This window comes from Acinetobacter sp. YH01018, assembly GCF_013420295.1.
Lineage (GTDB): Bacteria > Pseudomonadota > Gammaproteobacteria > Pseudomonadales > Moraxellaceae > Acinetobacter.
Map to the genome: position 1 here is coordinate 13,526 of NZ_VOYL01000005.1, position 17,352 is coordinate 30,877.

Annotated in this window: 16 protein-coding genes; 7 read left to right on the top strand and 9 right to left on the bottom strand. The window is 42.7% G+C overall.

Annotation, left to right across the window (positions count from 1 at the left end; genetic code table 11):
- Positions 1–7: 7 nt before the first annotated feature.
- From FTT83_RS03040 to sdsA, 3 genes are all read right to left on the bottom strand, one after another.
- Positions 8–613, bottom strand: coding sequence for a phosphatase PAP2 family protein (locus FTT83_RS03040; protein ID WP_180080653.1), 606 nt, complete (start codon positions 611–613; stop codon positions 8–10).
- A 147-nt stretch (positions 614–760) separates the two neighbouring features.
- On the bottom strand, positions 761–2,815 hold the full coding sequence (locus tag FTT83_RS03045; protein WP_180176212.1) for a site-specific recombinase: 2,055 nt from the start codon (positions 2,813–2,815) through the stop codon (positions 761–763).
- Between the two features lie 34 nt (positions 2,816–2,849).
- A complete protein-coding gene (gene sdsA / locus FTT83_RS03050; RefSeq protein ID WP_086196865.1) occupies positions 2,850–3,827 on the bottom strand; it encodes an All-trans-nonaprenyl-diphosphate synthase in 978 nt (325 codons plus the stop codon).
- A gap of 435 nt (positions 3,828–4,262) precedes the next feature.
- Between sdsA and rplU the strand changes: the two genes are divergently transcribed.
- The 7 genes from rplU (at position 4,263) to FTT83_RS03085 (ending at position 10,427) form a co-directional block, all read left to right on the top strand.
- On the top strand, positions 4,263–4,574 hold the full coding sequence (gene rplU / locus FTT83_RS03055) for a 50S ribosomal protein L21 (RefSeq protein ID WP_086196864.1): 312 nt from the start codon (positions 4,263–4,265) through the stop codon (positions 4,572–4,574).
- Between the two features lie 18 nt (positions 4,575–4,592).
- Positions 4,593–4,850: a 50S ribosomal protein L27 gene (rpmA, locus tag FTT83_RS03060; protein ID WP_086196863.1), complete on the top strand. Its 258-nt coding sequence runs from the start codon at positions 4,593–4,595 to the stop codon at positions 4,848–4,850.
- A gap of 219 nt (positions 4,851–5,069) precedes the next feature.
- The gene (gene lolA / locus FTT83_RS03065; RefSeq protein WP_180176213.1) at positions 5,070–5,768 is read left to right on the top strand and encodes an outer membrane lipoprotein chaperone LolA; all 699 of its coding nucleotides are present in this window, start codon (positions 5,070–5,072) and stop codon (positions 5,766–5,768) included.
- A gap of 493 nt (positions 5,769–6,261) precedes the next feature.
- Positions 6,262–7,050: an RsiV family protein gene (locus tag FTT83_RS03070; RefSeq protein WP_180176214.1), complete on the top strand. Its 789-nt coding sequence runs from the start codon at positions 6,262–6,264 to the stop codon at positions 7,048–7,050.
- Positions 7,051–7,171: 121 nt separating this feature from the next.
- A complete protein-coding gene (serS, locus tag FTT83_RS03075; RefSeq protein WP_166170423.1) occupies positions 7,172–8,443 on the top strand; it encodes a serine--tRNA ligase in 1,272 nt (423 codons plus the stop codon).
- A gap of 90 nt (positions 8,444–8,533) precedes the next feature.
- Complete coding sequence (cysG, locus tag FTT83_RS03080; protein WP_180042411.1) at positions 8,534–9,910, top strand: siroheme synthase CysG; 1,377 nt, start codon at positions 8,534–8,536, stop codon at positions 9,908–9,910.
- A 37-nt stretch (positions 9,911–9,947) separates the two neighbouring features.
- Positions 9,948–10,427 carry a tRNA (cytidine(34)-2'-O)-methyltransferase gene (locus tag FTT83_RS03085; protein ID WP_086196856.1) on the top strand — a complete coding sequence of 160 codons (480 nt, stop codon included), beginning with the start codon at positions 9,948–9,950 and terminating at the stop codon, positions 10,425–10,427.
- A gap of 57 nt (positions 10,428–10,484) precedes the next feature.
- Here FTT83_RS03085 and FTT83_RS03090 read toward each other — a convergent pair whose 3' ends face one another.
- From FTT83_RS03090 to rpoD, 6 genes are all read right to left on the bottom strand, one after another.
- Positions 10,485–11,879, bottom strand: coding sequence for an APC family permease (locus FTT83_RS03090; protein ID WP_180176215.1), 1,395 nt, complete (start codon positions 11,877–11,879; stop codon positions 10,485–10,487).
- 264 nt (positions 11,880–12,143) lie between these two features.
- The gene (locus FTT83_RS03095; RefSeq protein ID WP_180042407.1) at positions 12,144–13,328 is read right to left on the bottom strand and encodes an iron-containing alcohol dehydrogenase; all 1,185 of its coding nucleotides are present in this window, start codon (positions 13,326–13,328) and stop codon (positions 12,144–12,146) included.
- A gap of 1 nt (position 13,329) precedes the next feature.
- Entirely contained in the window at positions 13,330–13,863 is a 534-nt protein-coding gene (locus FTT83_RS03100) for a hypothetical protein (RefSeq protein WP_166170413.1), read from the bottom strand.
- Positions 13,864–13,940: 77 nt separating this feature from the next.
- Entirely contained in the window at positions 13,941–14,600 is a 660-nt protein-coding gene (gene lipB / locus FTT83_RS03105; RefSeq protein ID WP_180042405.1) for a lipoyl(octanoyl) transferase LipB, read from the bottom strand.
- A 162-nt stretch (positions 14,601–14,762) separates the two neighbouring features.
- Positions 14,763–15,050: a YbeD family protein gene (locus FTT83_RS03110; RefSeq protein ID WP_086196931.1), complete on the bottom strand. Its 288-nt coding sequence runs from the start codon at positions 15,048–15,050 to the stop codon at positions 14,763–14,765.
- A 118-nt stretch (positions 15,051–15,168) separates the two neighbouring features.
- Complete coding sequence (gene rpoD, locus FTT83_RS03115) at positions 15,169–17,055, bottom strand: RNA polymerase sigma factor RpoD (protein WP_180042403.1); 1,887 nt, start codon at positions 17,053–17,055, stop codon at positions 15,169–15,171.
- Positions 17,056–17,352: the final 297 nt, after the last annotated feature.

The window sequence follows — 17,352 nt, forward strand, 5'->3', positions numbered from 1 at the left end:
TCTAAAACTAATTTCTTTTTTCTCTACTTAATTTGGCATACAGCAGATAAAGTAGTGTGATCCAAATAAAACTTATGCTCCAACCCGCCAAGACATCAGAGGGGAAATGCACGCCCAGATAAACCCTGGAAATTCCCATAACAAACAGCCAGATAAAAGCACATATACAAACCAGTATGTGCTGGGGATGTTTTTGACTGAGATAAATTGCAAGACAACCCAAAGTTGCGGCATAAAGGCTATGCGCACTGGGAAATGCAGCACCATAGCTTGCAACCAGATGATACATTTCGGGTGGGCGAGGTCTTGAAATTACATATTTAAGTAGCCAAACCGTGGCAGTACTTCCGATCAGCCCCATGCCAATAAAAACAACATTTGTAAATTTTTTATACCATGCCTGCTGTAAACACCAGACTGTGGTTAAAAATAACACAAATGGCATACCGCCTATAGTCGAAAGTGTGATGAATATTCTATTTAGTGGCACGCTACGATGCTGGCTCAACCATTCAATCATCACCCAGTCGAAGTGATTCAAGAATGGCGTAACCAACATTAATATGCTGAAAATAAATAAGAAAAATCCTACACCAAGCAACAGATAAGGCATGTAAGCAACCTTTGTTATCTTAGTCGATTGAAGCATGACTAATGAATGGTTAAAGTGTACTCATCAGTACACTTTATTTCAAGTATGTGTAAATTATGCTTTTCTTTTTACCGATTTTTTAACATGAAGTAAAACAAAAATAGCAAATTACTTGAGTGCCGATTTTTGCGGTGTTGAAAATTCATCTACTTCTAATGGAGTTTTTGGCGGCCAAAAAAAGTCACTGGGGCGAGTCAGGAAGTGGGTGAGTACCAGTTTGGCCAATGGCTTCCATTGTTCAAAGCGAACGCGGCGAGCACGTAACGCGACAATAATCGTTAAAGTAAAACTCACAAACAGGTTGGTCAAACCAATTAACAATACACCTAAAAATGACACAATAATCAAGCCAATTTCAGGGCTGCCATTAATACAAATCAAACCCTGAATAAAGTTGGCTGAAGCAAAGGCAATGTGGCGAATATCCAGAGGTAGCCCTAAAATAAAACCGATGGTGCCCATACTGCCAAGCATGATTCCGAACAGGAAGTTCCCCGCTAATGCGCCTAAATTGCGTTCGATATAGGCGGCAAATTTATTCAGGCGTTCTTGCCCCAATAACTGTTTTAAGTTTGCATGGGCCTGTAAACGTGGACCCACCTTACGGTACACCGCCATGTTGTCAAAATAGCCGGCAATCAGTCCTGAAAAGAATAGACACACCCCGGCAATCGCTGCATGAGGAATGGCCAGTGAGGTAAATGGATTGAGGGAATGTAAGGTTTTGGTGGCTTTGACATGAGTTAAAAGCGGTTCATCCATGCCGTACTGCCAGAGCAGGGTGATGACGGCCGCAGTAGGAATGGCAATGGAAATATTACCTAGAATGGCAATGAACTGGGTGCGGATGATGTTAATGATCAGTGCGGCAAGTTCAGCAATCTGTGTGGTTTTAGAGCCTTTGGTCTGTTGTACCGTTGCTGCAAGTGCTGCGGCAGTCATGGCGGGCTGTTTGGTGGCAACGGTAAAATGCAAGACATGAATCAGCATAAACCCGAACGAATAATTCATGCTAAAGACTAAGGCCTGCATGATGGGTGCCATGGCCATTCGCGCAGCCAATATTTTTAAGCTGGCCATCGTGGCAATAATGACACCGGCACCTGCAGCCGATTTATACATCGACCAGAAACCTTGCTTGTCGGTACTTACATAGTGTTCACCGGTTTTACTGGCATTCTCGGTGACCTGTAATGCAATCAGTTCGCTATTGGAGGCTAAAAGTGACCGGACACTGCGCTCGCTATAAATGGCATGGGTGATATCGACCAGCAACAAGCCTAAAGATTCATAGCGAAGCTGGTCTTCATCCATAATCAGATTAAGTAACAGTTCAATACGGTCCAGACATTGTTCCAGTAATGACAGTAGATAGGTCAGGCTTAAACTCACACCAATTCTTTTGGTGGCACGACGAATTTTTAATACCACATCCCGACATTGCTCAATCATGACCAAAGCTTGAGATGCGTCTGGAGGAACAATTAAGGCCATCGGATCGGTGTTTTGATGCAGTGCCTTGTAATGCTGGATAAATTCATTGATTTCCCGGTTTTGTACCAAGAACGGCGATTCATATTCGGTAAGTTCCGGATGGGCGTTAATAAATTCCGGATACAGCCCAATGCCACTAATCCGGTAAGATAAAATGGTAATGGCCTTGATCAGCTCACTTTTAATTTTAAGCTTGTCTTGCTGATTGCTGTGACCCTGATTGATCAAAGCAAAGAGTTTTTGCCAGTCTGCATCGACAATGCTATCCAGCCAGTATTTGTCACTACGCTGATAAAAAACACGCCGTACCAAATCTTGCAGTTGGCTTTGATCATTAATCAGGGGAAGAAAATGCGCCCCCAGGCGCTGAGCGAGCTGATTCCAGAAACCATCCAAAGACAAAATGCCAGTATCGGCATATAAACTGGTTTGCTTGTATTGGTTAATAAGTTTTAAGATAAAATTCTGAAAGGTAGTAACTGCATGGGGTGTAAGCAGCAGTGCCTGGATAAAAGCCTGGAATTTATGGTTAATTTCGTCAAGATTGGTCGAGTCATCTGGGCGAATCCGGTTCACCAGCTCAATCAGCAGTGAATCATCAAGAACAGCCTGACTGGATTCAAGCTGCTCCTGCATTTTTAAAAATAGATCATTAAAATTTATATGCATAGGCGAGGGTTAAAACTATATTTTTCAAATCCCGTTATTGAATCCGGTTGAGGGCAAGCTGCGCCAAATTAATCAGTGCCTGGCGATATTCACTCTCAGGAAGTGCATCTAATGCGTTCAGTGCAAATTGTGTTTCTTCAGTGGCACGTTGGCGGCAATAATCCAGAGCACCACAGCTTTGCACAATCTCGATTACCCGTTCCAACTGGTTAAGACCGCCGGTGGCAATACTACGACGAACAATTTCATGTTCTTCATCGGTGGTTTTTTGCAAGGCAGAGATTAATGGCAAAGTCGGTTTACCTTCCATTAAATCATCACCAATATTTTTACCTAATGTTTCCGCATCGGAAGTATAGTCTAAAATATCATCAATAATCTGAAAGGCATTGCCAAAGTGACCGGCAAAGACGCGCAGGGGTTCACGGTATTGTGGCGTGCCCGATAAAATGGCAGCACCTTCAGTGGCCAGTTCAAATAGGCGCGAAGTTTTACCATGAATAATGTCGAGATACGTCTTTTCGGTGGTTTCAGGCTGATGCTGTGCTTGCAGTTGCAACACCTCACCTTCGGCAATTTCACAGGTACCGGTAGAAAAGTCCTTTAGCAGGGTCATGTCATTCAGGTCGACCAGTAAATCGAAAGCACGGGAAATCAGAAAGTCACCGACCAGAACCGCAGTTTGGTTGTTCCATGTAGCATTGGCTGTAGGACGACCGCGGCGCAAGCCTGATTCATCCACTACATCATCATGGACCAGCGTTGCGGTATGCAGCATTTCAATAATCGCTGCCAGTTTACGCTGGCGTTCGATATCTTCTGCGCCGCAGGCTTTGGCTGCCAATAGGCACATGATTGGGCGCATACGTTTGCCGCCTGCTTCAACCACGTGTTTACTTACCGCCATCACCAAGGCAACTTTTGAAGTGATTCCTTCATTGATAAATGTGTCCATCGCAGCAAAGTCTGAAGCAACAGGAGCGAGAATGTCTTGCTTAAAATCGATGGCCATATGAAGAGAAACCTCTAAAAATTGAATTGCTTATTTATAGTTTAACAACTATAGCTGATATAAGGCGAAGATCTTAATATAGTTGTTTAAAACCTGACTAGGCAAATGGTTTTAAATTTAACCGCATTATTATTATCCAGCCAGATGTGTGATGGAACTGGCACTCGGGTTTTTATACTAGCGAATTGAGTTTAAAAATCTATTACATTGACAAAACGTCAGCTCTACATACATAGCTAAAGGGTCATTTTTAATACGCTTTGATCGTTTATAAAATAAACTGCGGACAAAGTGCAAAAAAACGCTTAAATGGCTTGTTGTTTGATTTATTATCACTTAATATGTTTGCCCTTATATATCCCCCCAGTGGCGTTCGTATTAAGATCGATATATTCCTTTATCGGCACGACGACACGGGCATGTTTGGAGTACATTATGTACGCAGTAATCCAAAGCGGTGGTAAACAACACCGTGTGGTTGAGGGTGAAACCCTTAAAGTAGAATTGTTGAAAGCTGAAACTGGTACAACTATTACGTTTGATGACGTATTAATGCTTGTAAACGGCGAAAGCATTCAAATTGGTGCTCCAGTTGTTGCTGGTGCGACAGTAACTGCTGAAGTAGTTAGCCACGGTCGTCACGACAAAATCCGTATTGTTAAAATGCGTCGTCGTAAACATTACCGTAAACAACAAGGTCACCGTCAATGGTTTACCGAGTTGAAAATTACTGCTATTTCAGGCTAATTACGAGGATTATGAAACATGGCTACTAAAAAGGCTGGTGGATCGACACGTAACGGTCGTGACTCGAACCCTAAAATGCTAGGTGTTAAAATGTACGGTGGTCAATCTGTGACTGCGGGTAACATTATCGTTCGTCAACGTGGTACAGAATTCCACGCTGGTGCAAACGTAGGTATGGGCCGTGACCATACTTTATTTGCTACCGCTGATGGCGTGATCAAATTCGAAGTGAAAGGTCAATTTGGCCGTCGCTATGTATCTGTTGAAACTGCATAAGTTTTAATGGTACGAAAAACCCACATTTGATGTGGGTTTTTTTATGTCTGTAAATCGGTGAAATAATGGTTGCCATCTTCATCATGATGTAGAAATGGCTACATTGGCTATTAATAACAATACAAAACTTCTTATTTTCTCAATTATTAGGATTAAAAATTGGTTTAAGATGGACGCATTGAACAAATTGCGATACTGCAAATAAAAAAAGGTGATGATATGAAAATGCTTCGTAAAACTCTGTGTGCGATGACCTTGGGTGCTGTAACGCTTGCACCGGTAATGAGTACAACTGTTTTTGCTGCCCCTGTAGCAGCATCGGAGCAGCAAGCAACCAACAATCTGGTCAAGCAGTTAAGTAATATTCGCACATTGTCTGCTAACTTTGAACAAACCACAAAAGCGACTTCTGCTGGTAAAGCCCCGCAGAAAAAAGGCTTGACCGGACAACACATGAATCAAACCTTTAAAGGGGTGATGAAAGTGGCTCGTCCTGGCAAGTTCTTCTGGGAAACTACCAGTCCAGCCAAACAGACCATTGTGACTTCCGGTAAAACCGTATGGATTTATGATCCCGATTTACAGCAAGCCGTCCGTCAAAGTCTGGATGAACAGGTGGCAAATACGCCTGCGTTATTATTGTCGGGGAATACCAGTCAGATTATGAAGTCTTATCGTGTCACTCAACCAGATAAAGGCAAGACCTATTACACCTTGTACCCTAAAGTGAAAGACAGTGCATTCCAAAGCCTGACCATTAGTTTTGGCGCGAACAAGGCCCCAAGTTTGATGATTTTGCAGGATTCATTGGGGCAAACCACCTATGTGCGCTTTAATAATGTGAAATTGAATCCATCGATTGCTTCTTCAACCTTCAATTTTACACCACCAAAAGGTACCGATATTATTGATCAATAATATATTGATTTATAATATTTAATTATGAGTTCGTCATAAATTGAAAAGCAGTCCTGTGTGGCTGCTTTTTTATTGGATATGCTGTTAAAAATGAGGGAAATTTTTATTCACCCAGCACCACCCTACAAGAATATGTTCAAGCTCGAACCTAAACATCATAATGCACAATATTTCAAAATCAGCGGATGTGCAGAGGGCTAGGGCTATCTGTTATCTTATCTCTATCATATCCATACAGAATCTTCCAAAGTAGTGATTCTCAAGGTGTAAGATTTAACACTTCAGTCTCAGGCAGGAATTATCCTGGGTGTGCATGTGCCCTTGAGTTTTCACGATAACTGGGTTGAGCTATCTTAAAATCAGGCAATTTTTTATACAAATGCCTCATTATTCAGCTAAACAGGGTTAAAGATACATATTTTAAATGTTATTCAGGGATCTGGCTTTGTATAGTGAAGCCGCATGATCAAAGGCACTAGGTTGTTAAGATAAGATGAAAATACGCACGAATCAACAATGGCTCTGGGCTGTTCCGGTTTCTTTGGCAGCACTCGTTATGGCAGGTTGTCAGGAGCGACCTGCACCGCAAAAGGAACAGGTTAAGGTAGAAAAACAGGAAGCTTCTTCTACAATTCCATTAATTCAAGCCAAGGTTGTTCCTGTGAAATTAAGCAAACCGGAAGTCTGTGATGCGGAAGGTTGTACCCAGTATGAGATTCAGACGGTAAAGAGCAACTTGAAATGGGTGGATGACTATTTTATCGATCGGGTGAAAAAAGCCGATCCGATTGCATTTTCTACCACGCCCAATGAAAAGATCAATGCTGCCGAAGGAGCGAGTCCCAATTTAAGTCAAAGCTCGACCTATATCCGTTTTGTCAGTCAGCAGTATGACCGGGCAACCTTTGCCATTCAAACTTATACCTATTCATCCGGTGCTGCGCATGGCATGTATCATCAGGAATTTGTCAATTTTGACTTGAAAAACAAAAAGCGTCTGGCACTGCAAGATATTATGGTCAAAGGTGCAGAACAGCAATTATTGAATACTTTATATGATTCAAACAGCATCTGGCTGGAACAGCACAGTATAGATAGAGAAAAACTGAAATTAAGTGATAATTTTTACTATGGTGCCAATGGTATTGTCTTTGTTTATCCCTTGTATGAGCTGGCTTCCTATGCAGAAGGCATGACTGAACTGACCTTGCCTTATTCTGCACTCACTAAACTGATTAAAGCTGAATATCTGCCAAGTTTGCCCAAGTATCCATCGTCTTAATTTTTCAACTTAAATCGGATAAATTTGCTCTAATAAGCCACAGCTGTCCGCTCGATCACTGTCTTTTTTAGTGTTTAGCGCTTACACTATAGCCAGTTTTTTTCTTTGCAAAAGATTGGCTATGATCGACCCGAAATTAATCCGAAATAATATTGAGGCTGTAAATTTAGCCTTGGCAAAACGTGGTGTACAGCTGAATGTAGAAGAGTGGGCTTCACTTGAAGCTCGCCGTAAAGAGCTTCAATCGAAAACTGAAGCTTTACAAGCAGAACGTAATTCGGGTGCTAAACAAGTTGGCCAAATTAAAAAATCTGGTGGCGATGCATCTGAAATCATGGCACGTATGGCTGCCATTGGTGATGAAATTAAAGCTGCTGAAGTTGCACTTGCTGAATTGCAAACTGAAATTGAAACCAAGTCTTTGAGTATTCCCAACATGCCGCATGAATCTGTACCTGAGGGTAAAGATGAAGACGACAACGTTGAAATTTTAAAATGGGGCACACCGCGTCAATTTGATTTTGAAATCAAAGATCATACTGACCTGGGTGAATGGATGGGCGGTTTGGAGTTTGAAACGGCAACCAAATTGACCGGTACACGTTTTAGTGTTCTGAAAGGCCCATTGGCGCGTTTACAACGTGCGCTAACCCAATTCATGCTGGATACCCATACCCTAAAAAATGGTTATACTGAAGCCTATGTGCCTTATCTGGTCAATGCAGATTCATTGCGCGGTACAGGTCAATTGCCTAAATTTGAAGAAGATTTATTCAAATTGCAGGGTGAAAAAGAATATTACCTGATCCCGACTGCGGAAGTACCGGTCACTAACTTTGTACGTGACGAAATTATTGATCCTGAACGTTTGCCATTGAAATATGCCGCACATACGCCATGTTTCCGCAGCGAAGCAGGCTCATATGGTCGCGATACCCGTGGCTTGATTCGTCAACACCAGTTCGACAAAGTTGAGATGGTGCAAATTGTAAAACCTGAAGATTCGATGCAGGCTTTGGAAGAACTGACCGGGCATGCTGAAGGTATTTTGCAGGCACTTGGTCTGCCATACCGTAAAATTATTCTGTGTGGTGGTGATATGGGATTTGGTTCAACCAAGACCTATGATCTTGAAGTTTGGGTGCCGAGCCAAAATACCTACCGTGAAATCTCTTCATGTTCAAATATGGGCGATTTCCAGGCCCGCCGTATGAAAGCACGTTACCGTGTCGACCAGAAGAAAACCGAATTTGTGCATACTCTGAACGGTTCTGGTTTGGCTGTTGGCCGTACCTTGCTTGCGGTGATGGAAAACTACCAGCGTGCAGACGGTTCAATTGAAATTCCTGAAGCACTTCGTCCATATATGGGTGGTGCGGAATTTATTGATTGATCTTCGGATTGATCAATAAATTTATGAACAGCACAATTTTGTGCATGAAAATTGCTTAAGACAGTCAGATTTAAAATATTGAGGTAGTGTGTGGATATCTTTCCAATCTCTTTAAAGTTGCAACAGCAACCTTGTCTGATTGTCGGTGGTGGGCGTATTGCCTATCGTAAGGCCGTACTTTTGGCAAAAGCAGGGGCAGTCATTGATGTGATTGCACCTGAAATCGAAACTGATTTACTAGAGATTGTTCGTGCCAGCCAAGGGCAATATGTCCAAGCATCTTTTAGTCCAGATATTCCATTACGTCCTTACCGGTTGGTGATTGCGGCTACCAATGACAAAGCGACCAACATACAGGTTTTTGAAGCTTGCGAAGCTGAAAAAATTCTGGTGAATAGTGTGGATGATCTACCGCATTGCCGTTTTATGGTGCCTGCTATTATCGACCGTTCTCCTTTGGTGGTTTCGATTGCCACCAATGGCAAATCACCAGTTTTATCCCGTCAAATTCGTACCCAACTGGAAGCCAGTATTCCGCATGGCATGGGCAAGCTGGCAGAGTTTTCTGGAAAATGGCGTGCCGCAGTAAAAGCCAAAATTGAAAATCCAGATGAACGCCGTATTTTTTGGGAAGACCTGTATGCCAGTCCACTCAAAGAACAGGTGTTTAATGACAATATCGCTGAAGCGGACCGTTTAATTGAACAAGCCTTAATGGAATGGAAAGCGCCAAAAGGTGAAGTCTACCTGGTGGGCGCAGGACCGGGTGATCCTGAACTGTTGACCTTAAAAGCATTGCGTTTGATGCAGCAGGCAGATGTGGTTATTTACGATCGTTTAGTGTCGCCTGCGATTATGGACTTGTGCCGCCGTGATGCGGAAAAGGTTTATGTGGGTAAAGCCCGCTCCAATCATAGTGTGCCGCAAGAAGGCATTAATGCACTCTTGGTGGAATATGCTGCAAAAGGTAAACGTGTCTGCCGTTTAAAAGGCGGTGATCCGTTTATTTTTGGTCGTGGTGGTGAAGAGATTCAGGAACTGTTTGCTGCAGGTGTAGCTTTTCAGGTAGTGCCTGGGATTACCGCGGCTTCAGGTTGTTCAGCCTATGCCGGTATTCCTTTAACCCATCGTGACTATGCACAAAGTGTGCGCTTCCTGACTGGACATTTAAAAGAAGGTTCACCAGAGTTACCTTGGAGTGAGCTGGTGTATGAAAATCAGACCTTGGTATTGTATATGGGGTTGGTAGGTCTGGAAAAAATCTGTGCCCAGCTGATTGCCCATGGCCAACGTCCAGACATGCCGGTTGCACTCATTTCCAAAGGGACTACCCCTGACCAGAAAGTGGTGGTTGGAACCTTGGCCGATATTGCTTCAAAAGTGTCAGAACATCAAATTCAAGCGCCAACCCTGACCATTATTGGGGAAGTGGTAAAATTGCGCGAACAATTACAGTGGCAAGGCTAATTCGAGTCTTGTTACATTGAAAGAGTAGAGAAATCCTGTGATCCACGTTGTTTTATACGAGCCTGAAATTCCTGCCAATACCGGGAATATCATCCGTTTATGTGCCAATACCGGTGCGCAGTTGCATCTGGTTAAACCGCTGGGTTTTGAGCTGGATGATAAAAAGCTGAGACGTGCAGGTCTGGACTATCATGAGTGGGCGCATATGAAAGTGTGGGAAAACTTTGCAGAATGTATAGCGCATTTAAAAGAACAGGGAATTGAGAATGATGCCATCTATCCCTTAACCACCAAAGGTTCTGAAACTCCGCATACCTCAAATTTAAACCGCCCGGTGGCGTTGTTGATGGGACCTGAAACACGCGGTCTGCCTGAAAATGTGCGTATGATGTTTCCGGAAAAACACTGGATTCGTTTACCCATGGCTGCTAATTCACGTAGTTTAAATTTGTCTAATGCTACAGCAGTTATTCTATACGAAGCATGGCGTCAGCAAGGTTTTAAAGAACTGGTTTAATTTTAGAGCATAAAAAAGACGCATTGAGCGTCTTTTTTTATGCATGAAATCAAAATATTAATGCGTATCATCAAACTCGTTGTGCTGCGGAGCGGGGTGTTTGAAGCCTTTGGTTTTATAACCCAGATACAAAATACCGAACATTGCCCACCATAAACCAAACTTTAATGCGGTATCTTCAATCTCTAGCCACATCGCAAAAATGCTCAGGAAGCCGAGTAAAGGAATGACCACAAAGCTGAGAATGTCTTTGATGTTTTTGGTACGTCCATCCCGTAAAGCATAACGTGAAATAACAGACAGATTTACAAAGGTAAAGGCAGTGAGGGCACCAAAACTGATCATTGAAATCACGATGTCCAAGTCCATGAAACCAGCAGTTAAGGCCACGCCACCAACAATCAGGATGTTGTAAACAGGTGTGTAGCTTTTTGGGCTAATATGACCAAAAATTTTCTTATTGATCACGCCATCACGACCCATCACATACATTAAGCGTGAAACACCTGCATGTGCAGAAATACCGGATGCCATTACCGTAACGATTGCAAAGTAAAGCACCACAGTTTTGAACGCTACTCCCCCAACGGCTTGAAGAATGTCCGGCTGAGTTGCAGCAACATCTTCAAAATATGTCTTTGGATCGTTCGGGAAGTAAATTTGCATGAAATAGGTACTGATAATGAAGATAATACCTGCGATGAGTGCCGTAAGGAAAATCGCTTTAGGTAGAGTCTTTTCAGTCTCTTTGGTTTCTTCTGCCAGTGAGCTGAGTGAGTCAAAACCAGTAAAAGAGAAACAAAGCAATGTTGCACCGGTAATTAACGGACCCAAAGCCGTCATTTCATTCCAGAACGGTTCCAGACTCCATAACTGGTATTTGGCATTCGCTAATGTACCATCGGCATTGATCCCACCTGCGAGTAGAGAGTAAACCATCCAGGTGAAGTATGCGATGACAGCCAGCTGAATCAATACAATCAAGCCGTTGAAGTTGGCAACAAATCTGGCACCACGCAAGTTTACGCCAGTCATAAATGCGGTCAGTACAACAACCCAAACCCAATGGTTAACCTCAGGGAATAGGGCTTCCAGATAAATGACTGCCAAAATGATGTTGACCATGGGTGACAGTAGATAATCCAGCCATGATGACCAGCCCACCATAAAACCGACATTAGGGTGAATCGATTTTTGTGCATAAGTATATGCCGACCCTGATGATGGATAACGACGGATCATGTGTCCATAACTAATAGATGTAAATAGTATTGCAATCAGGGCAATAATGTACGAAGTTGGCACGTGGTAATGGCTTTCTTCAGCAACCAGACCGAAGGTATCAAATAATGTCATTGGCTGAATATAAGCTAAACCAATAATAATGATGTGCCAGAGTCCAAGCGTTTTTTGCAGTTTAGCTGTCGATTGAGTCCCAGAGATAGTTGTCAACGGCGTTATCCTCTTATCGTTGATCAAGGATCAGTCATGTTTACAAGGATCGTTTGAGACGAACGATCCCCCCTAAATGAATAAAACAAAAGTGCGCCAATCTACTCTAGTTTGGTACGTTTTGCCAATATCTTTGTGAGTTTTTAATGCAGAAAATATGCCACTTGATATAAAAAACTAACTTTAATTTTCTATAAAGTAAAAGCTTGATGCTTAAAAAAACATCAGGCTAATTTTTAGCTATATTCGCTTAATTTTCAATGTTTACCAAGCTTTTTCTAAAATCGCTTTTAAATCATTCAAGGTGGCTTCTTTCGGATTGTAAATAATGGAACCATCATTTAATGCTTTGTCTGCGACTTCATCCAATTGTGCTTCTGAAATCTTGTCGGTTTCACGTAAAGTACGTGGCAATTTCGTCAGTGCATACAAGCGATCACGCATGGTCAGAATCGTAGCAATGGTTTTATCGGCACGTAAATGGGCAGGGGTTTGCGCATAAATGTCTGGACCTGCTAAAGGTAGCAATAATTCTGCAAGCTTGTCGCCATTCACCTCTTTATTGTACTCAAGCACATAAGGCAGGAACAGGTTCATGCACAGGCCATGTGGCAAATGTGCAACTGCACCTAAAGCATGTCCAAGGGAATGCACCAGGCCTACCATGGAGTTGGAGAACGCAATTCCGGCCATGGTGGACGCTTGTGCCAGTTCCAGACGGCCAAACTCATCAGCTGGATTATCTAACACATTGAACAGGCTGTTGCTCACTTTTTTGATGGCAGCTGTCGCATAAGCATCACTGATCGGATTGGCAGCCATGCAAGTATAGGCTTCAACTGCATGGGTTAGTGCATCCATGGCTGTCATGGCAGTTAAATGTGGTGGCAAAGTCTGGGTCATGCGCGGATCCAGAATTGCCGCATGCGGCATCAGATAATAGGATGCAAAGGGCATTTTGACATTTTTTTCAAGATCGGATACCACAGCCACCATGGTCACTTCTGAACCCGTACCCGATGTGGTAGGAATCACAAAAAATGGTTTTAACGGTTTTGGCAGGTTATGTGCACCTGAATATTTAAGCAGGTCATCGCCACCTTCGGTCACCAGAATATTGGTTGCCTTGGAAGTATCAATCACTGAACCGCCACCGACAGCAATAATCGCATCACAACCATTATCACGATAAGCTTTCGCTGCATTTCGGACGGTTTGTACGCTTGAATCAGGTGGAACATCATCAAAAATATAACCAATGACTGCATCGGTAGATTCAAAAGCTGCTTCAATTGGTGCAAGCAGATTGTTGCTGCGTACACCTTTGTCAGTAATGATCAGAGGACGTTTGGCACCTAAAGTAGCAAGTTCAAACGGAATATGTTCTAAGGCAGCATGACCTGCAATGACTTTGACCGGACAGAAAAATTCGTAATAAGGCTTAGCCATGTTATGCACTCCGTTTAAAATAGGATTGAGCTACTTTCAAATAAATATTTGCAGCTCCAGTCAGTTTTTCTTTTAGGCTTAATTCGGTCGGATATTGTTTTACAGCAAGCTCCGCAAGGAGTTTAGGTAAAATAAGCGCTTCCATTTTGTTTAAGCAGCGGACCAGACGAATGGCAAATGCAATATCTCCATCGGCTATCATACGGTCATGGGCAAAGGCCTGTGCGGTACTTTCCTGAAAGGAAAATACTAAAAAGGCATGGCTTAAGTGCTTAAAAGTAATGGTGAGGTCAGGTTTGCTGTCTACAGATTGCAGTAATTGTAATTGATGGTCTTGCGTGACTTTTGCAATAAAAGCCGGGCCATGGGGAAATACTTTCATTGATAGAACGAAACCCACCGGGAATTTTGCAACTTCCTGTTTGACTTCGGCGTCGACTTGACTCGCCATTACCAGACCTCTGCCAATCACATCCATCATGAGTTTGACATAGGTCAGTTGTAAAGCGGGCTTAACGGATTTGGTTGAAATCACTTGTGTATCCCTTATCTAAAGAATATTTTATTAGTTTAGAGTAAATACTCTAATTTATTTTTATGTCAAAAGCAAAATTATTGTTGCATGATTTGAACTTCACTAAAGTAACCGCTGTTGTTTAAAGTTTCAATGATATCGAAGCATAAGTTCTCGAATTTTGGATAATCTTGAACTAAATCCTGAATGCGTACCATCTCCAGGCCAGCATAACCACAGGGGTTAATGGTGTGGAAACCAGACAGGTCACAATCAATATTTAGAGCCAGTCCGTGATAGCTGCGTCCTTTGCGGATTTTAAAACCCAGCGAACCAATCTTGCGCTCATTGACATAAACGCCCGGCGCATCCGGTTTGGCATAGGCTTCAATGCCATATTTGTTCAGCAGTCCAATCATTAAATTTTCAGCATAAGATACCAGCGTGCGTACATTCCAGCCCAAGCGGTTTAGGTCAAACATAAAGTAGGCTACCAGTTGGCCTGGGCCATGCCAGGTGACTTGTCCACCGCGATCCGTTTGTACCACCGGAATATTGCTGGGTATCAGAATATGTTCCGGTTTGCCAGCTTGACCTTGGGTCAGCACATCATGATGCTGCAAAATCCACAGTTCATCTGGCGTATTCTCATTGCGGTTTTCAGTCAGCTGTTTCATATCCTGAAAACGGTCGAGATAAGGTGTGAGCTGGTTAAATTGACGAATAATCAGTTTGGGTTTTAGAACAGCATCAGTCATGTGAAGTGCGTCCTTAAAAATTTTCAACAGGATGCAAGGATTATAATGAAATCATGCCAAGATAGGGGATGATCACTGCACGATTTAGAGTTTTTCGTAGTATTGATAATATTTTTATTGGCTTATAAATAAAAAAACACGCATGACGCGTGTTTTTTGCTCTTAAAGTGCAGTTTTAATCAATGGGCAGGCTGCCAAGTCAGCATATAAAGCATGTACCTGTTCCAGTTCGACAAAAACGATTTGGGCAGTTAAAGAGTGATATTTTCCAGTACGTGAAGGTTGTACCTTGATGCTGTTACCATCAAATTCCGGAAAATGTTTTACCAAAATATCTACAACAGCAATATGTAATTCTTCACAGGCTTCACCAATCAGTTTGATCGGATAATCCATAGGGAAAACCCATAGATGTTCCTGAAGTTCGCGAGATGGTGTACGGTCTAACATGGTCATAGTAGGTCCCACTTATATATCAAACGCCTGCATAGAGGCAGGCGTTATGTGTTGCTGAATACTAGATGGGGGTGTTGGATAATTTTTCAATCCCCATCCGTATCACTATGTCTTAGTCATTTTCCAGGAATGAACGTAAGTGTTCAGAACGGGAAGGATGACGTAATTTGCGTAGTGCTTTGGCTTCAATCTGACGGATACGTTCACGGGTAACGTCAAACTGTTTACCGACTTCTTCCAGAGTGTGGTCAGTCGGCATGTCGATACCAAAACGCATTTTCAAGACTTTCGCTTCACGTTCAGTCAGGTTTTCCAGTACTTCACGGGTTGCTTCTTTCAGGCCTTCTGAAGTTGCCGCATCAATTGGAGAAGTGATGTTGCCATCTTCAATGAAGTCACCCAAATGTGAATCTTCATCATCACCAATTGGCGTTTCCATGGAAATCGGCTCTTTGGCAATTTTAAGTACTTTACGGACTTTAACTTCATCCATTTCCAGACGTTCGCCCAATTCTTCCGGGGTTGGTTCACGGCCCATTTCCTGAAGTAATTGACGAGATACACGGTTGATCTTGTTGATGGTTTCAATCATGTGTACCGGGATACGAATGGTACGTGCCTGATCGGCAATCGAACGGGTAATTGCCTGACGAATCCACCAGGTGGCATAAGTCGAGAATTTATAACCGCGACGGTATTCAAACTTGTCTACCGCTTTCATCAAGCCGATGTTCCCTTCTTGAATCAGGTCAAGGAATTGTAAACCACGGTTGGTATATTTTTTCGCAATTGAAATTACCAGACGCAAGTTGGCTTCGACCATTTCCTTTTTCGCACGACGGGCTTTTGCTTCACCTACTGCCATACGTTTAGAAATATCTTTGATTTCCTTAACATTCAAACCCAATTCTTTTTCGATGTCGGCAATTTTTTGCTGGAATGCCAGTACATCGGGACGTACTTTTTCTAAATAAGTTTTTTGTTCAGCTGGCGCTTTGGCAATTTGCTCATCTAACCAGGCTGGATTTGATTCCTGCCCCGGGAAAGACGTACGGAATTGAGTACGGTCCATACGGCCACGGCGGACTGCATAACGCATTACTTCACGTTCAGACGTGCGGATCTGTTCATGGGTGCCACGAATCATTTCAGAAATGATGTCAAATAGACGCGGAGTGAATTTGAACATCATAAACACGGTTGCCAGTGCTTGAAGCGCTTCATCTGCCTGTTTGCTGTTACGACCGTATTTTTCAATGGTCGCTTTGGTTACTTTCCAGGCTTCTTCCAGTTCAGCAAAACGCACACGTGCAATTTCTGGATCAGGACCGGATTCACCTTCAGAATCATCCTCAGTTTCAGCTTCTTCTTCTTCGTCATCGTCCAGTTTTACATCTTTGGTCGATTTAGATGTTGATTCTTCATCCTCATCGATATCCGCTTCATCTTCTAAAACTTCTGGGATTTCTTCATCAGATTCCGGGTCTAAATAGCCCGATAAAATATCAGCAAGACGACGTTCACCTTCAGTAACATCGTTATATTCTTTTAATACAACTTCAACGGCATTTGGCCAGTAGGCAATCGAGTGCAGAACGTCACGGATACCTTCTTCAATGCGTTTAGCAATGCTAATTTCGCCTTCACGTGTTAAGAGTTCAACCGTTCCCATTTCACGCATGTACATACGTACGGGATCTGTGGTGCGACCAGGTTCGTTTTCAACAGAAGCAAGTACGGCTGCCGCTTCTTCTTCGGCAACTTCATCGGTCGCTTCTGCACTAGTGCCATCGAACATGGTGTCATCAGATTCAGGCGCACGTTCATGAACAGGAATACCGACATCCTGAAGCATCTGAATGATGTCTTCAATCTGTTCGCTTTCCGTGATCGAGTCTGGGAGATGATCGTTAACCTCAGCGTAAGTTAAGTAACCTTGCTCTTTGCCTCGGCTAATCAGAGCCGCTACTTGCGAAGTAGGGGAAGTCATATCGCTCATCTTTGCTTACTCTTCGTTGAATCTGTGGCAGTGAAAAACCGTGCATGATAGCACAATTTGCTTAAAATTGTTTTGAATATTGATTGCTCAAGTTTCATTTAAAAATATAAATTTGATTTAACAGCTGTTTTCAATATTGGGCTGAAACTTTTTTTTTCAAGTCCATAGGGTGGATCACTCAAATTATGTTGAGTTTTTATTGGTCCATGCTGGAAATTCCAGGAACTAATAAATACACAATTTTTAGGGAGAAAAACAAGATTAAACCCGGTTTGCGGGAGAAAAAAATAAAAATAC